The following is a 14246-nucleotide window of genomic DNA, read 5'->3' as shown; positions in this document are numbered from 1 at the left end:
ACATGAAAGTTAAACTTGAGTTATTTGGAGCAAGTAGAGATTTTAGCAATAAAGATTACTTAGAATTTAATATTAAAGAAAAAATTGAAATCAAAGATTTAAGAAGAGAAATCATCAATTACTTGGATATTAATTTTAAAGGTAATGAAGATTTTATAAAAATAGTTAAAAGCTCTGCTTTTTGCTCTGAAGATAATAATATTGTTAATGATAATTTTAAAATTACAAAAGATCAAAAAATTGGGATTATACCTCCTATAGGAGGTGGCTGATGTTACATGCAAAAATTATAGATATTGAAAAAAATAACATAAAAACTTCTGAAGCAGAAGCATTTATAAAATCCTCCTCATATGGTGCATCAATTATTTTTACAGGAAATGTAAGAAATATTAATGAAAATAAAGAAGTTATTGGTATAACTTATGATAGTCATGACGAACTAGTACTAAAAAGTTTTGAAGAAATTTATAAAGAGACTACAGAAAAACTTAAAATTATAGATAAAGCAGTCTTTATAGAGCATATAAAGGGCTATGTGGGGCTTGGAGAAACTAGTATAATTATCGCAGTTGCCTGCAAACATAGAGATGAAGCTTACGTATTATCTAGGTATATAATTGAAGAAATCAAAAAAAGATCACCTATTTGGAAAAAAGAACATTATAGAAATGATGAAAGTGAATGGTTAAAAGGTAATCCTATTAAAAAATGAAAAAATATAAACATTCAGAAATTACACCAGAATTAATTTACAATAAAAGAAGAAAATTTATTAAATCAATTGGGCTTGGTGTTGGTTCAATATCTTTGAACAGTATACCATTCTTAAACAATGCTTATTCACAAAATAAAACTAAGCTAACATCATATGAAGATATTACGACATATAACAATTATTATGAATTTGGTACCAGTAAAAGTGATCCTTATAGAAATTCACAAGAATTTATTACTAAACCTTGGAGTGTAACTATTGAAGGGGAAGTAGAAAATCCAGTTACGATTTCAGCTGAAGAAATAATTTCTTTATTTCCTTCGGAAGAAAGAGTCTACAAACTAAGGTGTGTTGAGGGTTGGTCTATGGTTATTCCTTGGATGGGATTTTCTCTAAGCAAATTACTTAATAAAGTATCAATAAAAAATACTGCAAAATTTGTTGAATTTGAAAGTGTTTATGACCCTGAACAAATGAATGGCCAAAGATATCCAGTTTTAAATTGGCCTTATAGAGAAGGTCTAAGAATTGATGAGGCGATGCATCCTATAACAACAGTTGTTACTGGGCTTTATGGAAAAGCATTGCCTAATCAAAATGGAGCTCCATTAAGAATTTTTGTTCCTTGGAAGTATGGTTTTAAAAGTGCAAAAGCAATTGTTAAAATAAAATTAGTTAAAAATATGCCTACATCATCTTGGATGAGATCATCCCCAAGAGAATATGGATTTTATTCAAATGTTAACCCAAATGTTTCGCATCCAAGATGGTCACAAGCAACAGAACGTGTCATAGGTGAAGGTATTTTAGCTCCTAGAATTGAGACTGAAATGTTTAATGGGTACGGTGATGAAGTTGCAAATCTATACTCTGGTATGGATTTAAAGAAAAATTTTTAAAAATATTTAGTTGGTTTTTTAAACTATGCAAAAATATATAAAAATACCCATTTTCTTTTTTTGCTTACTGCCAATATTAATTATTTTTTATCAAATTGCCTTTAATCAGTTAGGTCCTGAACCTGTGAAAGAAATTACACATGTAACTGGTAATTGGACACTTCGTTTTATTATAATAACTCTTGCAATGACTCCTCTACAAAAATTTACTAAATTAAATTTTTGGATTAGTTATAGGAGAATGTTTGGCCTGTTTGTCTTTTTTTATGCATCAGCACACATGATGACTTATGTAGGTTTAGATTATCGGTTTGACCTATCTAGTATTAGTGATGATATTGTTAAGAAAAAATTTATATTTGCTGGATTTTTAGCTTGGCTTTTATTGGTGCCACTTGCTCTTACTTCGTCTAAACGAATGATAAGGTTGTTAAGAGATAAGTGGAAAAAACTACACAAGCTTATTTATATAATTTCTTTATTGGGAATTATTCACTACTTGTGGTTAGTTAAAGTAGTTACAGTTGAACCCTTAATTTATCTTATTATTATTGTAATTTTACTTACGCTAAGAGTTAAAATGAAATTCAACTAATTAATTGAATTTTTTTCAGGTACACAAATCTCAGACCTTGTTAAAAATCTTCTTCCAGTTCCATTATCTAGTGAAAACATTCCACCCATGCCTTTAATACAATCAATAATCAAATCTGTATTTTTCCATGCTTCATGTTGGGTTTCGCTTATATAAAAAGGAACACCCCCAATTTTACCAATCAAAACATCATCATCGCTTATAAGAAATTCTTTAACCGGATAACACATCGGGGCACTGCCATCACAACATCCACCAGATTGATGAAAAAGCAATTCTTTACCATGATCTTTCTTTAGATCTTCAATTAATTCTAACGCTAATGGTGTTGCTGAAACTTTCATAGTTATATGGCCTGTAGTTTAATACAGGCCATTATAATATATCTGTTAAAAGAAGCCTAATTTTTTCTCACTGTATGACACGTGTAAGTTTTTCACCTGTCTGTAATGATCAAGCATCATTTTATGTGTTTCTCTACCAATTCCAGATTGTTTATAACCTCCAAAAGCAGCATGAGCTGGATAAGCATGGTAACAGTTAGTCCAAACTCTTCCTGCTTGGATCCCTCTTCCCATTCTATAAGCAATATTTCCATTTCTAGTCCAAACACCTGCTCCTAAACCATAAAGAGTATCATTTGCAATTTCTAATGCATGCGCTTCATCTTTAAATTTAGTAACAGAAACCACTGGACCAAAAATTTCTTCTTGGAAAACTCTCATAGAGTTATCACCTTCAAAAATAGTAGGTTGGATATAATTACCTTTTTCCAAACCACTGTTTAAGTTAGCAACTTCACCTCCACATAGAACTTTAGCACCCTCTTTCTTACCTAAATCTAAGTAAGATTTTATTTTCTCCATTTGCTCTAATGATACTTGAGCACCTATCATGGTTTCCATTTTTAAAGGGTTATCTTGTGTTACAGCTTTTGTTCTAGCGATAGCTCTTTCCATAAATTTATCATAGATAGATTCTTAAATCAAAGCTCTACTAGGACAAGTGCAAACCTCTCCCTGATTAAGAGCAAACATTGTAAAACCCTCAAGACATTTATCGAAGAATTCATCATCTTGATCCATGACATCTTCAAAGAAAACATTTGGAGATTTTCCACCTAATTCTAAAGTTATTGGAATTAAGTTTTGAGCAGCATACTGCATAATTAAACGCCCAGTTGTTGTCTCACCCGTAAAAGCAATCTTTCTGATTCTTTTAGATGAAGCTAATGGCTTACCTGCTTCCAATCCAAAACCACTTACAACATTAAGAACTCCTGGAGGTAATAGATCTCCAATTAATTCCATTAAAAGTAAGATTGATGCTGGTGTTTGTTCAGCTGGTTTTAAAACTACACAATTTCCTGCAGCAAGTGCTGGTGCAAGTTTCCATGTTGCCATTAATAACGGGAAGTTCCAAGGTATAATTTGCGCAACTACACCAAGTGGCTCAGGAATATGATAAGAATACTCACTGTTACTTATCTCTGAAACAGAACCTTCTTCTGCTCTTATTGCTCCAGCAAAATATCTCCAATGATCAACAACTAAGGGTAAATCAGCTGCCATACATTCTCTGATTGGCTTTCCATTATCTAGACATTCAGCGGTAGCTAAAAGCTCAAGGTTTTTTTCAATAACATCAGCTATTTTAAGTAGAATGTTAGATCTTTCAGTTATTGATGTAATTCCCCAAGTAGGAAAAGCAGCATGTGCAGCATCTAATGCAGCCTCAACATCTTTTGCATCTGACCTTGGAACGGAACATATAACTTCATTATTTATTGGGCTCACGTTATCAAAATATTTTCCTGATTTTGGTTTAACGAATTTACCACCTATAAAATTTCCATATTGTTCTTTAAATGGAAATTTAACTTTTAAGTGAGACGTATCTAGTAACGGAGATCGTCCACCTTTTACTGTTTCTGTACTCATTTTTATCCTCTCTCTCTTATTAATATTCTTAAGCTTATTTTTTTTAATTGGCTTAAGTAACTTCTTTTTAGTCACACCTTTATTCTTTTTAACTTTTTTAATATTTTTAGGTGATCGTTTGACCAAGTTTTTCTTAATCTTTTTTTTGGCTTTACGTTTAGACTTTTTGGCTGTTTTTTTTTTTTAATAGCCATCACTTAACTAAACAAAAAAAAGTATTAAGATCTAGGAATTATATTATTAATTTTCTACTTAAGATTGAATATGACCTACATCTTGTGCTTAATTAAAATGTGTCTAATAATTTGACTATGAATGAAAATACAAAAAAAGAATTGCAATCTGCTACTTTCGAAAGGCTTCTTAAGCATTTAAATGAAAGAAAAGATGTTCAAAATATAGATATTATGAACCTTGCTGGTTTTTGTAGAAACTGCTTATCAAAGTGGTATCGAGAAGAAGCAGAGAAAAAAGGTATTGAAATTTCAGATTTAGATGCACGAGAACATGTTTATGGAATGCCTTATCCAGAGTGGAAAGAAAAATATCAAAAATAATTATTTTTCTTTAAGTCTTGGAAATAGTTCTACAAAATTACAAGGTTTATGATTTATATCTAACTGATGTTTTAAAATTCCGTCCCAAGCATCAGTAACTCCTCCTGAAGATCCTGGTAAAGCAAACACATACTTACCATTAGCTAACACAGCACAAGCTCTTGATTGAATAGCAGAAGTGCCAACTGTCTTTAAACTAATTGTTCTAAACACTTCTCCAAAACCTGGAATATGCTTATCAGCAATCTCATTTACTGCCTCTGGTGTTATATCGCGACCCGTGAGTCCCGTACCACCAGTTGTAATTACAACATCTATTTCAGACTGCTTAATCCAATCTTTAAGGATTTTAACAATGTCTTCTTTGTTATCTTTGCAAATTTTTCTATCGATTAATTTATGTTTAGCCTCTTCTAATTTTTTTACTAAGATCGCACCTGACTTATCATTCTCAAAAGTTCTAGTGTCTGTAACTGTTAAAAGTGCTATATTTACAATCATAAAATTAAAATAATTACTGTGATTATATTATCATTTTTATTTCTTCTAACAGCAACTTTATATTCAAGTGTTGGATTTGGAGGTGGCTCTACCTATCTGGCCCTTCTATTAATTTGGGATGTTTCTTACTTGATCTTTCCTGTAATTGCCCTCTTTTGCAACATTATTGTTGTTTCAGGAAATTGCATTAACTATATCAAAGCAGGGAATATAAATATTAAGATACTAACGCCGTACTTAATATCATCGATTCCACTTGCATTCATAGGTGGATCTTTATCAATAGATAAAGAAGTTTTTGAAATTTTACTATTTGTTGTATTGGCACTAGCGGGAACTCTACTTCTCATGAAATTTCAATCTTTTGATCAAAAAATTGAAGTTTATAAAAAGATACCAAAAATATTATCGATATTAATCGGTGCATCTATTGGATTTGTCTCTGGTGTAGTTGGAATTGGTGGCGGAATCTTTTTAAGCCCCATATTACTATTGATTAGAGTGGATAAAGCAAAAAATATTGCAACAGCTGCATCATTATTCATATTAATTAATTCTCTATCAGGTCTAGCTGGTCAATTTACAAAGTCATCAACAATAAATGGGGTTTATGATTATTGGCCATTATTTCTATTTGTTTTAATAGGCGGTCAACTAGGAAACTATTTAAATCTTAAAATTTTTCCCGCAAGAATGTTGGCTCTAGTAACATCGTCACTTGTCATATTTGTCGCTATTCGAATGGGAATGAAGTTGTTTGCATAACAGAAGTATTAAATTATTATAAATAAAATATGAAAACATTTAGAGCTTTTGGACCGACTATAGGAAAAACAAAGTTATCCAAAAAAATTATCACTATATTAAATAATCACGTTGATAAGTCTCAATTATCTAAAAAAAATGATTATAGTTCTAAACTTGCAAGTCAAATTAAGAATGAAATTAAGATACCTAAAACAATAATTAATAAAAGTTTGTTTAAAGAGCTAATAAAAAATATCAAAATTTATCTTGATAAGTCTGACATAAAAAAAATTAAAGAAATTAAGATAATTAATCTATGGGTAGTTAGACAAATAAAAAATGAATATAACCCAATTCATTATCATGAAGGACAATTGTCAGGAGTTGGCTATCTTAGAATCCCAAAAGATATGAATCAAAATAAACTTCTTAAGAATAAAAAGATTAAAACTAATGGAACTATTGATTTTATTAATGGTCAAAAAAATTTTTTAAGTAAAAGCATCTATAATTTAAATCCTAAATTAGGGGATCTACTGATTTTTCCAAATTATTTGATGCATACTGCTTATCCATTTAATGTTGATGGTGAAAGAAGATCCTTTTCATTTAATGCTAAAATATTATTCAAGAAGTGATTTACTAATCAGGCTATTAGATATATAAATAGTTAACCGATTTGATCCATATTGCAGGTACTACCTGCTAAAAAGGAAATCATTATATAATTGGTAAAGGTAGTTGAACTGTATTGCGCACCTGGCATAAAGCCAAAGCACTAAAAAAGTAAGGAATAAAAATGGATATTAATTTTTTTAAAACAACACGAATTTTAGATGGTGGTATGGGGCAAGAATTATTGGCTCGAGGCATGAAATCAAATGGCACATTGTGGAGTGCAAATGCTGTATTAAAAGAAGAATACCATCAACTCTTATTAGATACTCATTTAGATTTTATTAAAGCAGGTGCTGAAGTTATTGTTACAGCCACTTTTACTACTAGACGAATAAGATTACGTGATAATAAAATTGAAGATAAGTTTGAATACTTAAATAAAAAAGCTGGTGAGATAGCTCAAAAAGCTAAAGAACAATATCCTAATGTTTTAATTGCAGGTGGTCTTCCTCCTCAATATTTAACATACGAAGAAGATACAAGACCAGATAATGAAATTAAGCAAAACTTTTATGATCAAGCAAAGCTATTAAATTCTTATGTTGATTTTTTTTACCTAGATGTTTTGTCTAGCATAAAAGAGTTCGAATTAGCCATTGAAGCAATTAAAGAATTTAACAAGCCTTACTTAATTGGTGCTCATATATCTCAAGGAATAAATCTTCCAAGTGGTGAAAAAATATCAGATATTATTAACAATATTAACCATAACAATTTACTAGGATTAATTTTATCGTGCGTTTCTCCTGAAAACTTTTCTGAAAATTTAGAAGAAGTAAAAAATTTAGGTGTTCCTTTTGGATTTAAACTTAATGCTTTTGTGACAACTAAGCCTAAAGATGGTTACACTAACAATTACAATATGAGCAAAACTGGTAACCCAAATGAATTTTTGGGTCAAAGAAAAGATTTAACACCTGAATTGATGGCAAATTTTGTTAAAAGATTTAAAGATACAGGTGCAACTATTTTAGGTGGATGTTGTGAAACAAGACCTTCTCATATTAAGGAAATGGCTAAATTTAAATAGATTAATCGTTATCAGTTAATCCAGCACCAGCACCACTTTCTTTTAAACTGTCATTTTCCTCAACAAAAGTTTCTTCTGAAAGCTTATAGAGCTCATTCCATTCTTTTTCTTCAAACGAGTCTCTATTTTCTAAAACTTTTAAGTAAATATTTTCAGCAGACTCGATAATTTCATTTTTAGTATAGTTTGAATAAATATTATTATTAAAGTTTAATAAAAATTCTCTGTCGTCCATTTTTAAAAATATTCTTTTGCCAATTATTTCTGCTGCCCTGCTTACAAATGGCAAGAAAAGTAATGGATAAGAGACTTTTTTAAACGTTATCTCACTTAAGGTTTCTAAAGTTTTAATCTGATCTAAAAAATTTACCCCTGCAATTATTGGACAATATTCATTTTTATTAGCTTCATTGTCTTGCTTTATGATGCTTATGTTCTCTAACCTTAATTTTTTTTTTTTCTTAAAAAAACTATTTAAGTTTTTAATTCCAGGTAGGCTAAAAATCTCAAGCAGTCTTATATTTTTTCCTATCTCCTCTGCTATACCCCATGAATATCCAGCAGCCCTGCTCGATCTTTTAGAAACTGTATCTATTTCACTTAATGATCTCATGTTGATTAATTATAAACCCAATGTTCATCATAGTTTTTTAATTGTTCGGGTAAAGGTGCTCCTTGAAACATGCATATTCTTAACCATTTATCAGAACGTGGATCAAATTTTAATGCTCCAAAAAATGATAGCTTTAGTCTCAGCATATCAATAGGCATTATTTTTTGGCCAATGGTGTTATCTTGTATTTCAGAATAAGGAAATTTCTCTACTATAAATGCTCTTCTAACAACGTGTCTTAATTCATTATTAGTTGATAAAAGTTTAGCAATGGTCCAGCTATTTTTAGTAACCGATAACAATTCATAAAGTTTTTTAATATCTCTTGCAATTGCTAGAGGTTGCTCTAATTCAGCACCCACTTCATCAAATCTATTTGCTAGTCTTGGCTCTTCTTTATTTTTTGAAATAAACCAAAAATTTAAATTATTTTCATCTTTAGAAAAATCTATCGTTAAGATATCTGGATATTTTTTTTCTAAAATCAGCTTTAAGTCTTCTACCGTTCTTTCAGTTGGAATATTAAAATATTTTTCTTCTTCAGAACTCATTTCTTTAATTAAAGGTGAGGTAATATCATCATAAGGCTCCATCATCATTGAGACAACATATTCAATGCATTCTTCACAATATTCTTTTTCTAAATGTAGATACAATTCATTAAAAGCATAATCTTGCTCAAAATTAAAATCATTATCTAGATAGACAATAAATTCATTAAGATCTTTTAATAAAGATTTAATTTTATTTATTTGATATTCACTTTCAGTATTCCAAGAAGTGATATTCTTTATTGATTTTTTTAAACATTCTAAAAATAAGTTTTTATCTTTCTCTGATATTGTTTTTATCTCTCTTATTTTTTTTAAAGAAATCTCCCTTGCAGAAATCCAATTATTTAAAAGAGTTGGATGGTTAACAATAAATGGCGCCATTCCCAAGCCTGTCGAGTTTCCTATTCCTAAACTTTTGCAAATATTTACATCAAGATTTACAGCTTTTTTTGGGTTCTTACTTTTGGCGACATGGTTAACTTGATCAAAAGTAAATTGTCTAACTAAATAAACTAACATCATCTCCAATCTAAAGGGACCGTAAATTTCTTCTCTATCCTTAATTCTAAATCTATCAGCTAAGCCAAATTTACCAGACCCATAAACTGCAGTTGTTCTGTATAAATAACCAACACTAGCTATTAAGTCATTATCAGGCTGTTTACCTTCACTTAAACATTCAACCACATGATTAAAAACTCTAACTGATTTATTGGCTCTTGAAAGTGTTAGTTCTTTATATGAAAGTCTACCGAATTCTTGTTTAGGAACTTCATTTTGTAATCTTTCAATATCTTGTTTTAAAGGAACACCATCAAAAAGTGTAAAGGCTGCATCCCATTTAGTGGCTATAACTCTATCTGATCTTTCTTCTTCATCCAATTCATTTGCAAAACAAATTAATGAATAAACTCTATTTTTTTTCTTAAATGAATAAACTGCTGTGCCATACCCATGCTCATTTAAACCAAATAAATCTCTTTTATAATCCCAATCTTTAAATTCTTTTAAAAAACTTCTTAAAAATGAAAGTTTAGATTGATGAAATGACCCTAGTCTTGATAATTTCATTACTATATTGGGGTCTCTTAAAGGGATATTCATTAGTTCATTTCTTTATAAAAATTGTACCAATTGTTTCCAAGAATTCCATTAACTTCATTTTCTGAGAAACCAACTTTTTTAAGTCCTACTTCTAAGTTTTCAAACCCTCTTGCATCTAAAAACCAATCAGGTTGTTTTGGAAAACCAGGTTTATTTTTTGATCCTTCTCCATAATTTTTGCTTTTAGTCCAAGTACCATTTCTCATCCACTCAACAATAGTATCTGGTTGGTTTAAGCAAAGATCTGAGCCTATTCCTATTTTTTCAACTCCCATAATCTCAGCTGTCTTAGCTGTCATTTCACAAAAACTTTCTAAAGAACAATCTGTTCCATCTTTTAAATGATGAGGATATAAAGACAGACCCAACATTCCTTTATTTTCTGACAAAATCTTTAACAATTCATTTGATTTGTTTCTCTTAGCTGGATGCCAAAATGATGGGTTTGCATGGGTTATTGCAATTGGTTTTTCACTTATCTCGATTGCATCAATTGTACTTTTTTCTGCTGAATGAGACATATCTATTACAAGACCCCATCTATTCATTTCTTTAATTACTTCTTTGCCAAAATTAGTAACGCCACTATCTATTGCCTCATAGCATCCTGTGGCTAGTAATGACTGGTTATTATAAGTAAGCTGCATAAACCTACATCCTAAATCGTAAACTTTTTCAACCAATCCAATATCATCTTCTATAGGTGAGCAATTTTGAAAACCAAAAAAAACTGCCGTTTTATTTTCAGATTTAGCTTTTTCAATATCTTTAAAACTTTTGCCATGAAAAATTAAGTCAGAATTTTCTGAAAAGTGATTTTTCCAGTTTTTTAATACTGTTTTTAGTTCATTAAAATCTTCGTGGTAAACAATGGTTACGTGGATTGCATCCAGTCCTGCTTGTTTATTGATCTGAAAAATTTCTCTAGACCAGTTACAATATTGTAAATTATCAATTTTAAAATTCATTGTGATCTTCTTTGTTTTAAAGAATATCAATAAGATAGATAAATTCTATTAATTTTATTGAAATTTTAGGCTTAATTTGAAATAACAATTTACGTTTGAATAAAATTACAACAAATGGCTAAAAATAAATTAAAAAAAATAACAATTGTTATGGGTAGTCAATCTGACTATAAAACCATGATATTTTGTCAAAATATTCTTAAAAAATTAAACATAAAATTTGAAACAAAAATAATATCAGCTCATAGAACCCCTAAGAGGATGTATGAATTTGCTATTAATGCTGAAAAAAATGGTATTGCAGTAATTATTGCAGGAGCTGGTGGATCTGCACATTTACCAGGAATGATTTCAGCCCTTACATCTTTACCCGTGCTAGGTGTCCCAATTGAGAGTAAAAAGCTAAAAGGTCTTGATAGCCTTTTATCCATTGCACAAATGCCAAAAGGAATACCTGTTGGAACATTAGCAATTGGAGAAGATGGCGCAATTAATGCTGCCTTATTAGCTGCATCTATTATTGGTCTTAGTGATTTGACTGTCAAAAAAAAATTAAGACAGTTTCGTTTAAGTCAGAGCAAATCTGTTAAAAAAAAACCAAAATAGTTTTTAAATATGTCTAAACCAATTCTTGGAATTATAGGTGGAGGTCAGTTAGGTAGTATGCTAGCTATTGCTGCGAATAAACTAGAGATTAAGACTGTTATTTTTTGTGATGATATTGATGCCCCTGCACAAAATTTTTCTAATAATTTTGTCCACGGACAATACAATGATCAAACTAAGATTAAAGAATTTTTAAATAAAATTGATGTTGTAACCTATGAGTTTGAAAATATTCCATATGAAACATTAAATGAAATTAATAAAATAAAACCTGTTTTGCCAAAACCTTCTATAAACAGAATAATTCAAAATAGATTAGCAGAAAAAGATTTTATCAATAATCTGAATATAAGAACTACTCGATATGTATCTATTGAAAAAAAATCTGACATAGAGCCAGTTCAAGATTTACTGCCCGGTATACTTAAAACTATAACACTAGGGTATGATGGCAAAGGGCAACACCCTATTAGTAGTTTAGAAAATTTAGATACAATTAATATTGATTATTCAAAAAGTTATATTTTAGAAAAATTAGTAAAATTAAAAAAAGAAATCTCAATAATTATTACTCGTTTTGGTAATCAAAAATATGAAATTTATGAACCTATTGAAAATGTACATGAAGACCAAATTTTGAAGAATTCCAAAATTCCAGCTGATATTAGTGATAAAATCTTAGAACAATCAAAACTATGGGCAACTCAAATTTCTGAAGAATTAAAATACGTTGGAACTTTGTGCGTTGAATTTTTCATTGATAGGAATGACAACCTTTATGTAAATGAAATTGCACCAAGAGTTCATAACTCAGGGCACTTAACAATAAATAGTTATAATGTAAGTCAATTTGAAAATCATGTAAGAGCTGTTTGTAAATTAAAGCAAATACCTCTTAAAAAAATATCTAATGCAACGATGATAAATATTATTGGTAATCAAATAAACATTTACAGGAATAAAGAACATAATGAAAATGAATTTTTCTTTGATTATCTTAAAAAAGAAATTAAACAAAAAAGAAAAATGGGACACCTAACAACCCTTCTTAAATAGATATTGCCCAAATGTTAAAATCAATCGAAGGAAATTTTGATAATCCAGAAGTTCATGAGCTACTTATAAAGCATTTCATCGAGTTAAGATCTGTATCACCGGAAGGGAGTACTCACGTGCTTGATATAGCTGGATTAAAAGACCCATCTATTAAATTTTGGAGCCTATGGGAAGAAAATGACTTAATGGGAAGTGGTGCATTAAAATTTTTAGATAAAGAACATGGTGAATTCAAATCTATAAGGGTTAGTGACCACTTTAGAGGTAAGGGAAATGGCACAAAAGTCATAAATCATTTAATTAATGAGGCAAAAAAACTTAATATTAAAAGATTAAGTTTAGAAACTGGTGCTGGTGACTTCTTTTTAACTGCTAGAAAATTATTTAATAAGTGTGGTTTTGACCCTTGTGAGCCCTTCTCTCACTATAAAAAAGATATAAACTCTATTTATATGACCATGCGAATAAGCAACAAATAAGTCTTTAATTATTTAATCTTTTAAATTTAGTTGACAAAACCTCAATAAATCTAAACAAAGCGTAAATTACTTAATTATAAGTAATAAAAGTAACACAATAAAAAGTAAGAAGATAAATATGAGTCTACAAGGAAAAGTAAAATGGTTCAATCCAACTAAAGGTTTTGGTTTTATTGAAAGAGAAGATAAAGAAAAAGATGTATTCGTTCACGTTTCAGCTGTAAGAGATGCTGGTATGAACGGTTTAGATGAAGGTCAAGCTTTGACTTTTGAAGTTGAAGATGGTCCAAAAGGTCCTTCAGCGGTAAATTTAAAAACTGCATAATATTCACACTTTCTATTGGCTGCGATTTTTTAATTAAATTAATTTTTTAATTATTTAGCTAAATATTTCAGCCAATACCAATCAGTTTTTTTTAAGAAATTCACTCACTATCGTATTAAATTCATCTGGCTTCTCTAAATGAACATTATGAGAGCAACCATCAACTATTCTCAAATCACTATTTGTAATATTTTCTTTTAAAGTTTCTACTTGATTGAAGTTATAGGCTTTATCTTGATCTCCCCAAATTATCAAAGTTTCGTTCTTAATATTTTTTAAATTTTCAATACCACTCCAATTTTTCATAGCAACAAGTGCATTGTCCGCTGTTTCTAAAGAAGTTTGTTTACCCGCTTCTTCGCATAAGTAAAAATATTTAGATTTATCCTCTTCAATAAACCATGTTTTTGCAATTCTATAGGCCGTATTATCCAGTCCATTAGTTTTTAGTTTTTCTCTAGAAACATCTATAGTTTCAAATCTACCAGGTATGTTTCCTCTAGGTCCTGTACCATAACAAATTAATTTTAAGATTTTTTCACCTGTTAACTTAACCATTTCTTGCACTATCATGCCGCCCATTGAGTGACCTAACAAATAAAAATGTTCTATTTTTTTTTTTCTAAACTTGTCAATATAGATTTAGCCATACCTTCAATTGAGTTACATGATTTGACTTTATTGCTTTTTCCAAAACCTGGAAGTGCCGGCGCAATAACTCTATAATTTTCTTTAAAGAAATCTATTTGTAGCTTCCACATTTCAGAAGAACCTAAAAAGCCATGGACTAAAACTAAAGGAATTCCACTTCCCACATCTTCGGCAAATATATCTTGCATATTTATTAATTATTAATAATTATTGAATATAACAATT

At 29.7% G+C, this 14246-nt stretch carries 17 protein-coding genes, 2 pseudogenes and 1 riboswitch; of the genes and pseudogenes, 12 read left to right on the top strand and 7 right to left on the bottom strand.

Annotated features, from left to right (window positions below; all coding sequences use genetic code 11):
- Window positions 1-2: 2 nt before the first annotated feature.
- From ABXT61_RS01890 to ABXT61_RS01875, 4 genes are read left to right on the top strand one after another with little or no spacing between them, the layout of a single operon-like run.
- Window positions 3-272 carry a hypothetical protein gene (locus tag ABXT61_RS01890; protein ID WP_027306642.1) on the top strand — a complete coding sequence of 90 codons (270 nt, stop codon included), beginning with the start codon at window positions 3-5 and terminating at the stop codon, window positions 270-272.
- A complete protein-coding gene (locus ABXT61_RS01885) occupies window positions 272-715 on the top strand; it encodes a molybdopterin synthase catalytic subunit (protein WP_415315623.1) in 444 nt (147 codons plus the stop codon). The genes ABXT61_RS01890 and ABXT61_RS01885 overlap by 1 nt, the downstream gene beginning before the upstream one ends.
- On the top strand, window positions 712-1617 hold the full coding sequence (gene msrP, locus ABXT61_RS01880) for a protein-methionine-sulfoxide reductase catalytic subunit MsrP (protein ID WP_415315622.1): 906 nt from the start codon (window positions 712-714) through the stop codon (window positions 1615-1617). Before ABXT61_RS01885 ends, msrP begins: the two co-directional genes overlap by 4 nt.
- 25 nt (window positions 1618-1642) lie before the next feature.
- Window positions 1643-2212 (top strand): sulfite oxidase heme-binding subunit YedZ, encoded by a 570-nt coding sequence (locus tag ABXT61_RS01875; protein ID WP_415315621.1) that lies wholly within the window; start codon window positions 1643-1645, stop codon window positions 2210-2212.
- On the opposite strand, the gene ABXT61_RS01870 is transcribed toward ABXT61_RS01875, so the two are convergent.
- Both ABXT61_RS01870 and ABXT61_RS01865 read right to left on the bottom strand, forming a co-directional pair.
- Complete coding sequence (locus ABXT61_RS01870) at window positions 2209-2556, bottom strand: DUF779 domain-containing protein (protein WP_415315620.1); 348 nt, start codon at window positions 2554-2556, stop codon at window positions 2209-2211. The two genes, ABXT61_RS01875 and ABXT61_RS01870, sit on opposite strands and share 4 nt — an antisense overlap.
- Before the next feature lie 45 nt (window positions 2557-2601).
- Window positions 2602-4152, bottom strand: a pseudogene (locus ABXT61_RS01865) (aldehyde dehydrogenase family protein).
- 311 nt (window positions 4153-4463) lie between these two features.
- Between ABXT61_RS01865 and ABXT61_RS01860 the strand changes: the two are divergent.
- The gene (locus ABXT61_RS01860; RefSeq protein ID WP_415315619.1) at window positions 4464-4709 is read left to right on the top strand and encodes a DUF1244 domain-containing protein; all 246 of its coding nucleotides are present in this window, start codon (window positions 4464-4466) and stop codon (window positions 4707-4709) included.
- Here the strand turns inward: ABXT61_RS01860 and ABXT61_RS01855 are convergent, their stop codons facing one another.
- The gene (locus ABXT61_RS01855; RefSeq protein WP_415315618.1) at window positions 4710-5210 is read right to left on the bottom strand and encodes a molybdenum cofactor synthesis domain-containing protein; all 501 of its coding nucleotides are present in this window, start codon (window positions 5208-5210) and stop codon (window positions 4710-4712) included. It lies immediately after the preceding gene.
- A gap of 18 nt (window positions 5211-5228) precedes the next feature.
- Here ABXT61_RS01855 and ABXT61_RS01850 point away from each other — a divergent pair, with 18 nt between their 5' ends.
- From ABXT61_RS01850 to ABXT61_RS01840, 3 genes are all read left to right on the top strand, one after another.
- Complete coding sequence (locus ABXT61_RS01850) at window positions 5229-5975, top strand: sulfite exporter TauE/SafE family protein (RefSeq protein ID WP_415315617.1); 747 nt, start codon at window positions 5229-5231, stop codon at window positions 5973-5975.
- 29 nt (window positions 5976-6004) lie between these two features.
- Window positions 6005-6595: a 2OG-Fe(II) oxygenase family protein gene (locus tag ABXT61_RS01845; RefSeq protein ID WP_415315616.1), complete on the top strand. Its 591-nt coding sequence runs from the start codon at window positions 6005-6007 to the stop codon at window positions 6593-6595.
- A gap of 88 nt (window positions 6596-6683) precedes the next feature.
- Window positions 6684-6747: riboswitch (SAM riboswitch) on the top strand.
- Between the two features lie 9 nt (window positions 6748-6756).
- Window positions 6757-7665 carry a homocysteine S-methyltransferase family protein gene (locus ABXT61_RS01840; protein WP_415315615.1) on the top strand — a complete coding sequence of 303 codons (909 nt, stop codon included), beginning with the start codon at window positions 6757-6759 and terminating at the stop codon, window positions 7663-7665.
- Between the two features lies 1 nt (window position 7666).
- On the opposite strand, the gene ABXT61_RS01835 is transcribed toward ABXT61_RS01840, so the two are convergent.
- Genes ABXT61_RS01835 through ABXT61_RS01825 form a run of 3 tightly spaced genes read right to left on the bottom strand, consistent with a single transcriptional unit; the run spans window position 7667 to window position 10904 of the window.
- Window positions 7667-8278 carry a DUF3726 domain-containing protein gene (locus ABXT61_RS01835; RefSeq protein ID WP_415315614.1) on the bottom strand — a complete coding sequence of 204 codons (612 nt, stop codon included), beginning with the start codon at window positions 8276-8278 and terminating at the stop codon, window positions 7667-7669.
- 5 nt (window positions 8279-8283) lie between these two features.
- Window positions 8284-9936 (bottom strand): hypothetical protein, encoded by a 1653-nt coding sequence (locus ABXT61_RS01830; RefSeq protein ID WP_415315613.1) that lies wholly within the window; start codon window positions 9934-9936, stop codon window positions 8284-8286.
- On the bottom strand, window positions 9936-10904 hold the full coding sequence (locus tag ABXT61_RS01825) for a membrane dipeptidase (protein WP_415315612.1): 969 nt from the start codon (window positions 10902-10904) through the stop codon (window positions 9936-9938). The genes ABXT61_RS01830 and ABXT61_RS01825 overlap by 1 nt, the downstream gene beginning before the upstream one ends.
- Before the next feature lie 114 nt (window positions 10905-11018).
- Between ABXT61_RS01825 and purE the strand changes: the two genes are divergently transcribed.
- The 4 genes from purE to ABXT61_RS01805 all read left to right on the top strand — a co-directional run bounded on the left by purE (window position 11019) and on the right by ABXT61_RS01805 (window position 13370).
- Window positions 11019-11510, top strand: a complete 492-nt coding sequence (purE, locus tag ABXT61_RS01820) for a 5-(carboxyamino)imidazole ribonucleotide mutase (RefSeq protein WP_415315611.1) — start codon at window positions 11019-11021, stop codon at window positions 11508-11510.
- Between the two features lie 9 nt (window positions 11511-11519).
- The gene (locus ABXT61_RS01815; protein ID WP_415315610.1) at window positions 11520-12566 is read left to right on the top strand and encodes a 5-(carboxyamino)imidazole ribonucleotide synthase; all 1047 of its coding nucleotides are present in this window, start codon (window positions 11520-11522) and stop codon (window positions 12564-12566) included.
- Between the two features lie 11 nt (window positions 12567-12577).
- Window positions 12578-13045 carry a GNAT family N-acetyltransferase gene (locus ABXT61_RS01810; RefSeq protein WP_415315609.1) on the top strand — a complete coding sequence of 156 codons (468 nt, stop codon included), beginning with the start codon at window positions 12578-12580 and terminating at the stop codon, window positions 13043-13045.
- A gap of 118 nt (window positions 13046-13163) precedes the next feature.
- Entirely contained in the window at window positions 13164-13370 is a 207-nt protein-coding gene (locus tag ABXT61_RS01805; protein WP_006998008.1) for a cold-shock protein, read from the top strand.
- Between the two features lie 81 nt (window positions 13371-13451).
- Here ABXT61_RS01805 and ABXT61_RS01800 read toward each other — a convergent pair.
- Window positions 13452-14129: pseudogene (locus ABXT61_RS01800) on the bottom strand (alpha/beta fold hydrolase); the annotation flags it as partial.
- Window positions 14130-14246: the final 117 nt, after the last annotated feature.

This window comes from Candidatus Pelagibacter sp. Uisw_137 (genome assembly GCF_047720245.1).
Classification (GTDB): Bacteria; Pseudomonadota; Alphaproteobacteria; order Pelagibacterales; family Pelagibacteraceae; genus Pelagibacter.
This window is presented reverse-complemented; position numbering and strand designations above follow the sequence as displayed.

Bases quoted from the DNA above. Each gene is read 5' to 3' on its own strand.
- ABXT61_RS01890 (WP_027306642.1), top strand. From the start codon at position 3: ATGAAAGTTAAACTTGAGTTATTTGGAGCAAGTAGAGATTTTAGCAAT.
- ABXT61_RS01885 (WP_415315623.1), top strand. From the start codon at position 272: ATGTTACATGCAAAAATTATAGATATTGAAAAAAATAACATAAAAACT.
- msrP (WP_415315622.1), top strand. From the start codon at position 712: ATGAAAAAATATAAACATTCAGAAATTACACCAGAATTAATTTACAAT.
- ABXT61_RS01875 (WP_415315621.1), top strand. From the start codon at position 1,643: ATGCAAAAATATATAAAAATACCCATTTTCTTTTTTTGCTTACTGCCA.
- ABXT61_RS01870 (WP_415315620.1), bottom strand. From the start codon at position 2,556: ATGAAAGTTTCAGCAACACCATTAGCGTTAGAATTAATTGAAGATCTA.
- ABXT61_RS01860 (WP_415315619.1), top strand. From the start codon at position 4,464: ATGAATGAAAATACAAAAAAAGAATTGCAATCTGCTACTTTCGAAAGG.
- ABXT61_RS01855 (WP_415315618.1), bottom strand. From the start codon at position 5,210: ATGATTGTAAATATAGCACTTTTAACAGTTACAGACACTAGAACTTTT.
- ABXT61_RS01845 (WP_415315616.1), top strand. From the start codon at position 6,005: ATGAAAACATTTAGAGCTTTTGGACCGACTATAGGAAAAACAAAGTTA.
- ABXT61_RS01840 (WP_415315615.1), top strand. From the start codon at position 6,757: ATGGATATTAATTTTTTTAAAACAACACGAATTTTAGATGGTGGTATG.
- ABXT61_RS01835 (WP_415315614.1), bottom strand. From the start codon at position 8,278: ATGAGATCATTAAGTGAAATAGATACAGTTTCTAAAAGATCGAGCAGG.
- ABXT61_RS01830 (WP_415315613.1), bottom strand. From the start codon at position 9,936: ATGAATATCCCTTTAAGAGACCCCAATATAGTAATGAAATTATCAAGA.
- ABXT61_RS01825 (WP_415315612.1), bottom strand. From the start codon at position 10,904: ATGAATTTTAAAATTGATAATTTACAATATTGTAACTGGTCTAGAGAA.
- purE (WP_415315611.1), top strand. From the start codon at position 11,019: ATGGCTAAAAATAAATTAAAAAAAATAACAATTGTTATGGGTAGTCAA.
- ABXT61_RS01815 (WP_415315610.1), top strand. From the start codon at position 11,520: ATGTCTAAACCAATTCTTGGAATTATAGGTGGAGGTCAGTTAGGTAGT.
- ABXT61_RS01810 (WP_415315609.1), top strand. From the start codon at position 12,578: ATGTTAAAATCAATCGAAGGAAATTTTGATAATCCAGAAGTTCATGAG.
- ABXT61_RS01805 (WP_006998008.1), top strand. From the start codon at position 13,164: ATGAGTCTACAAGGAAAAGTAAAATGGTTCAATCCAACTAAAGGTTTT.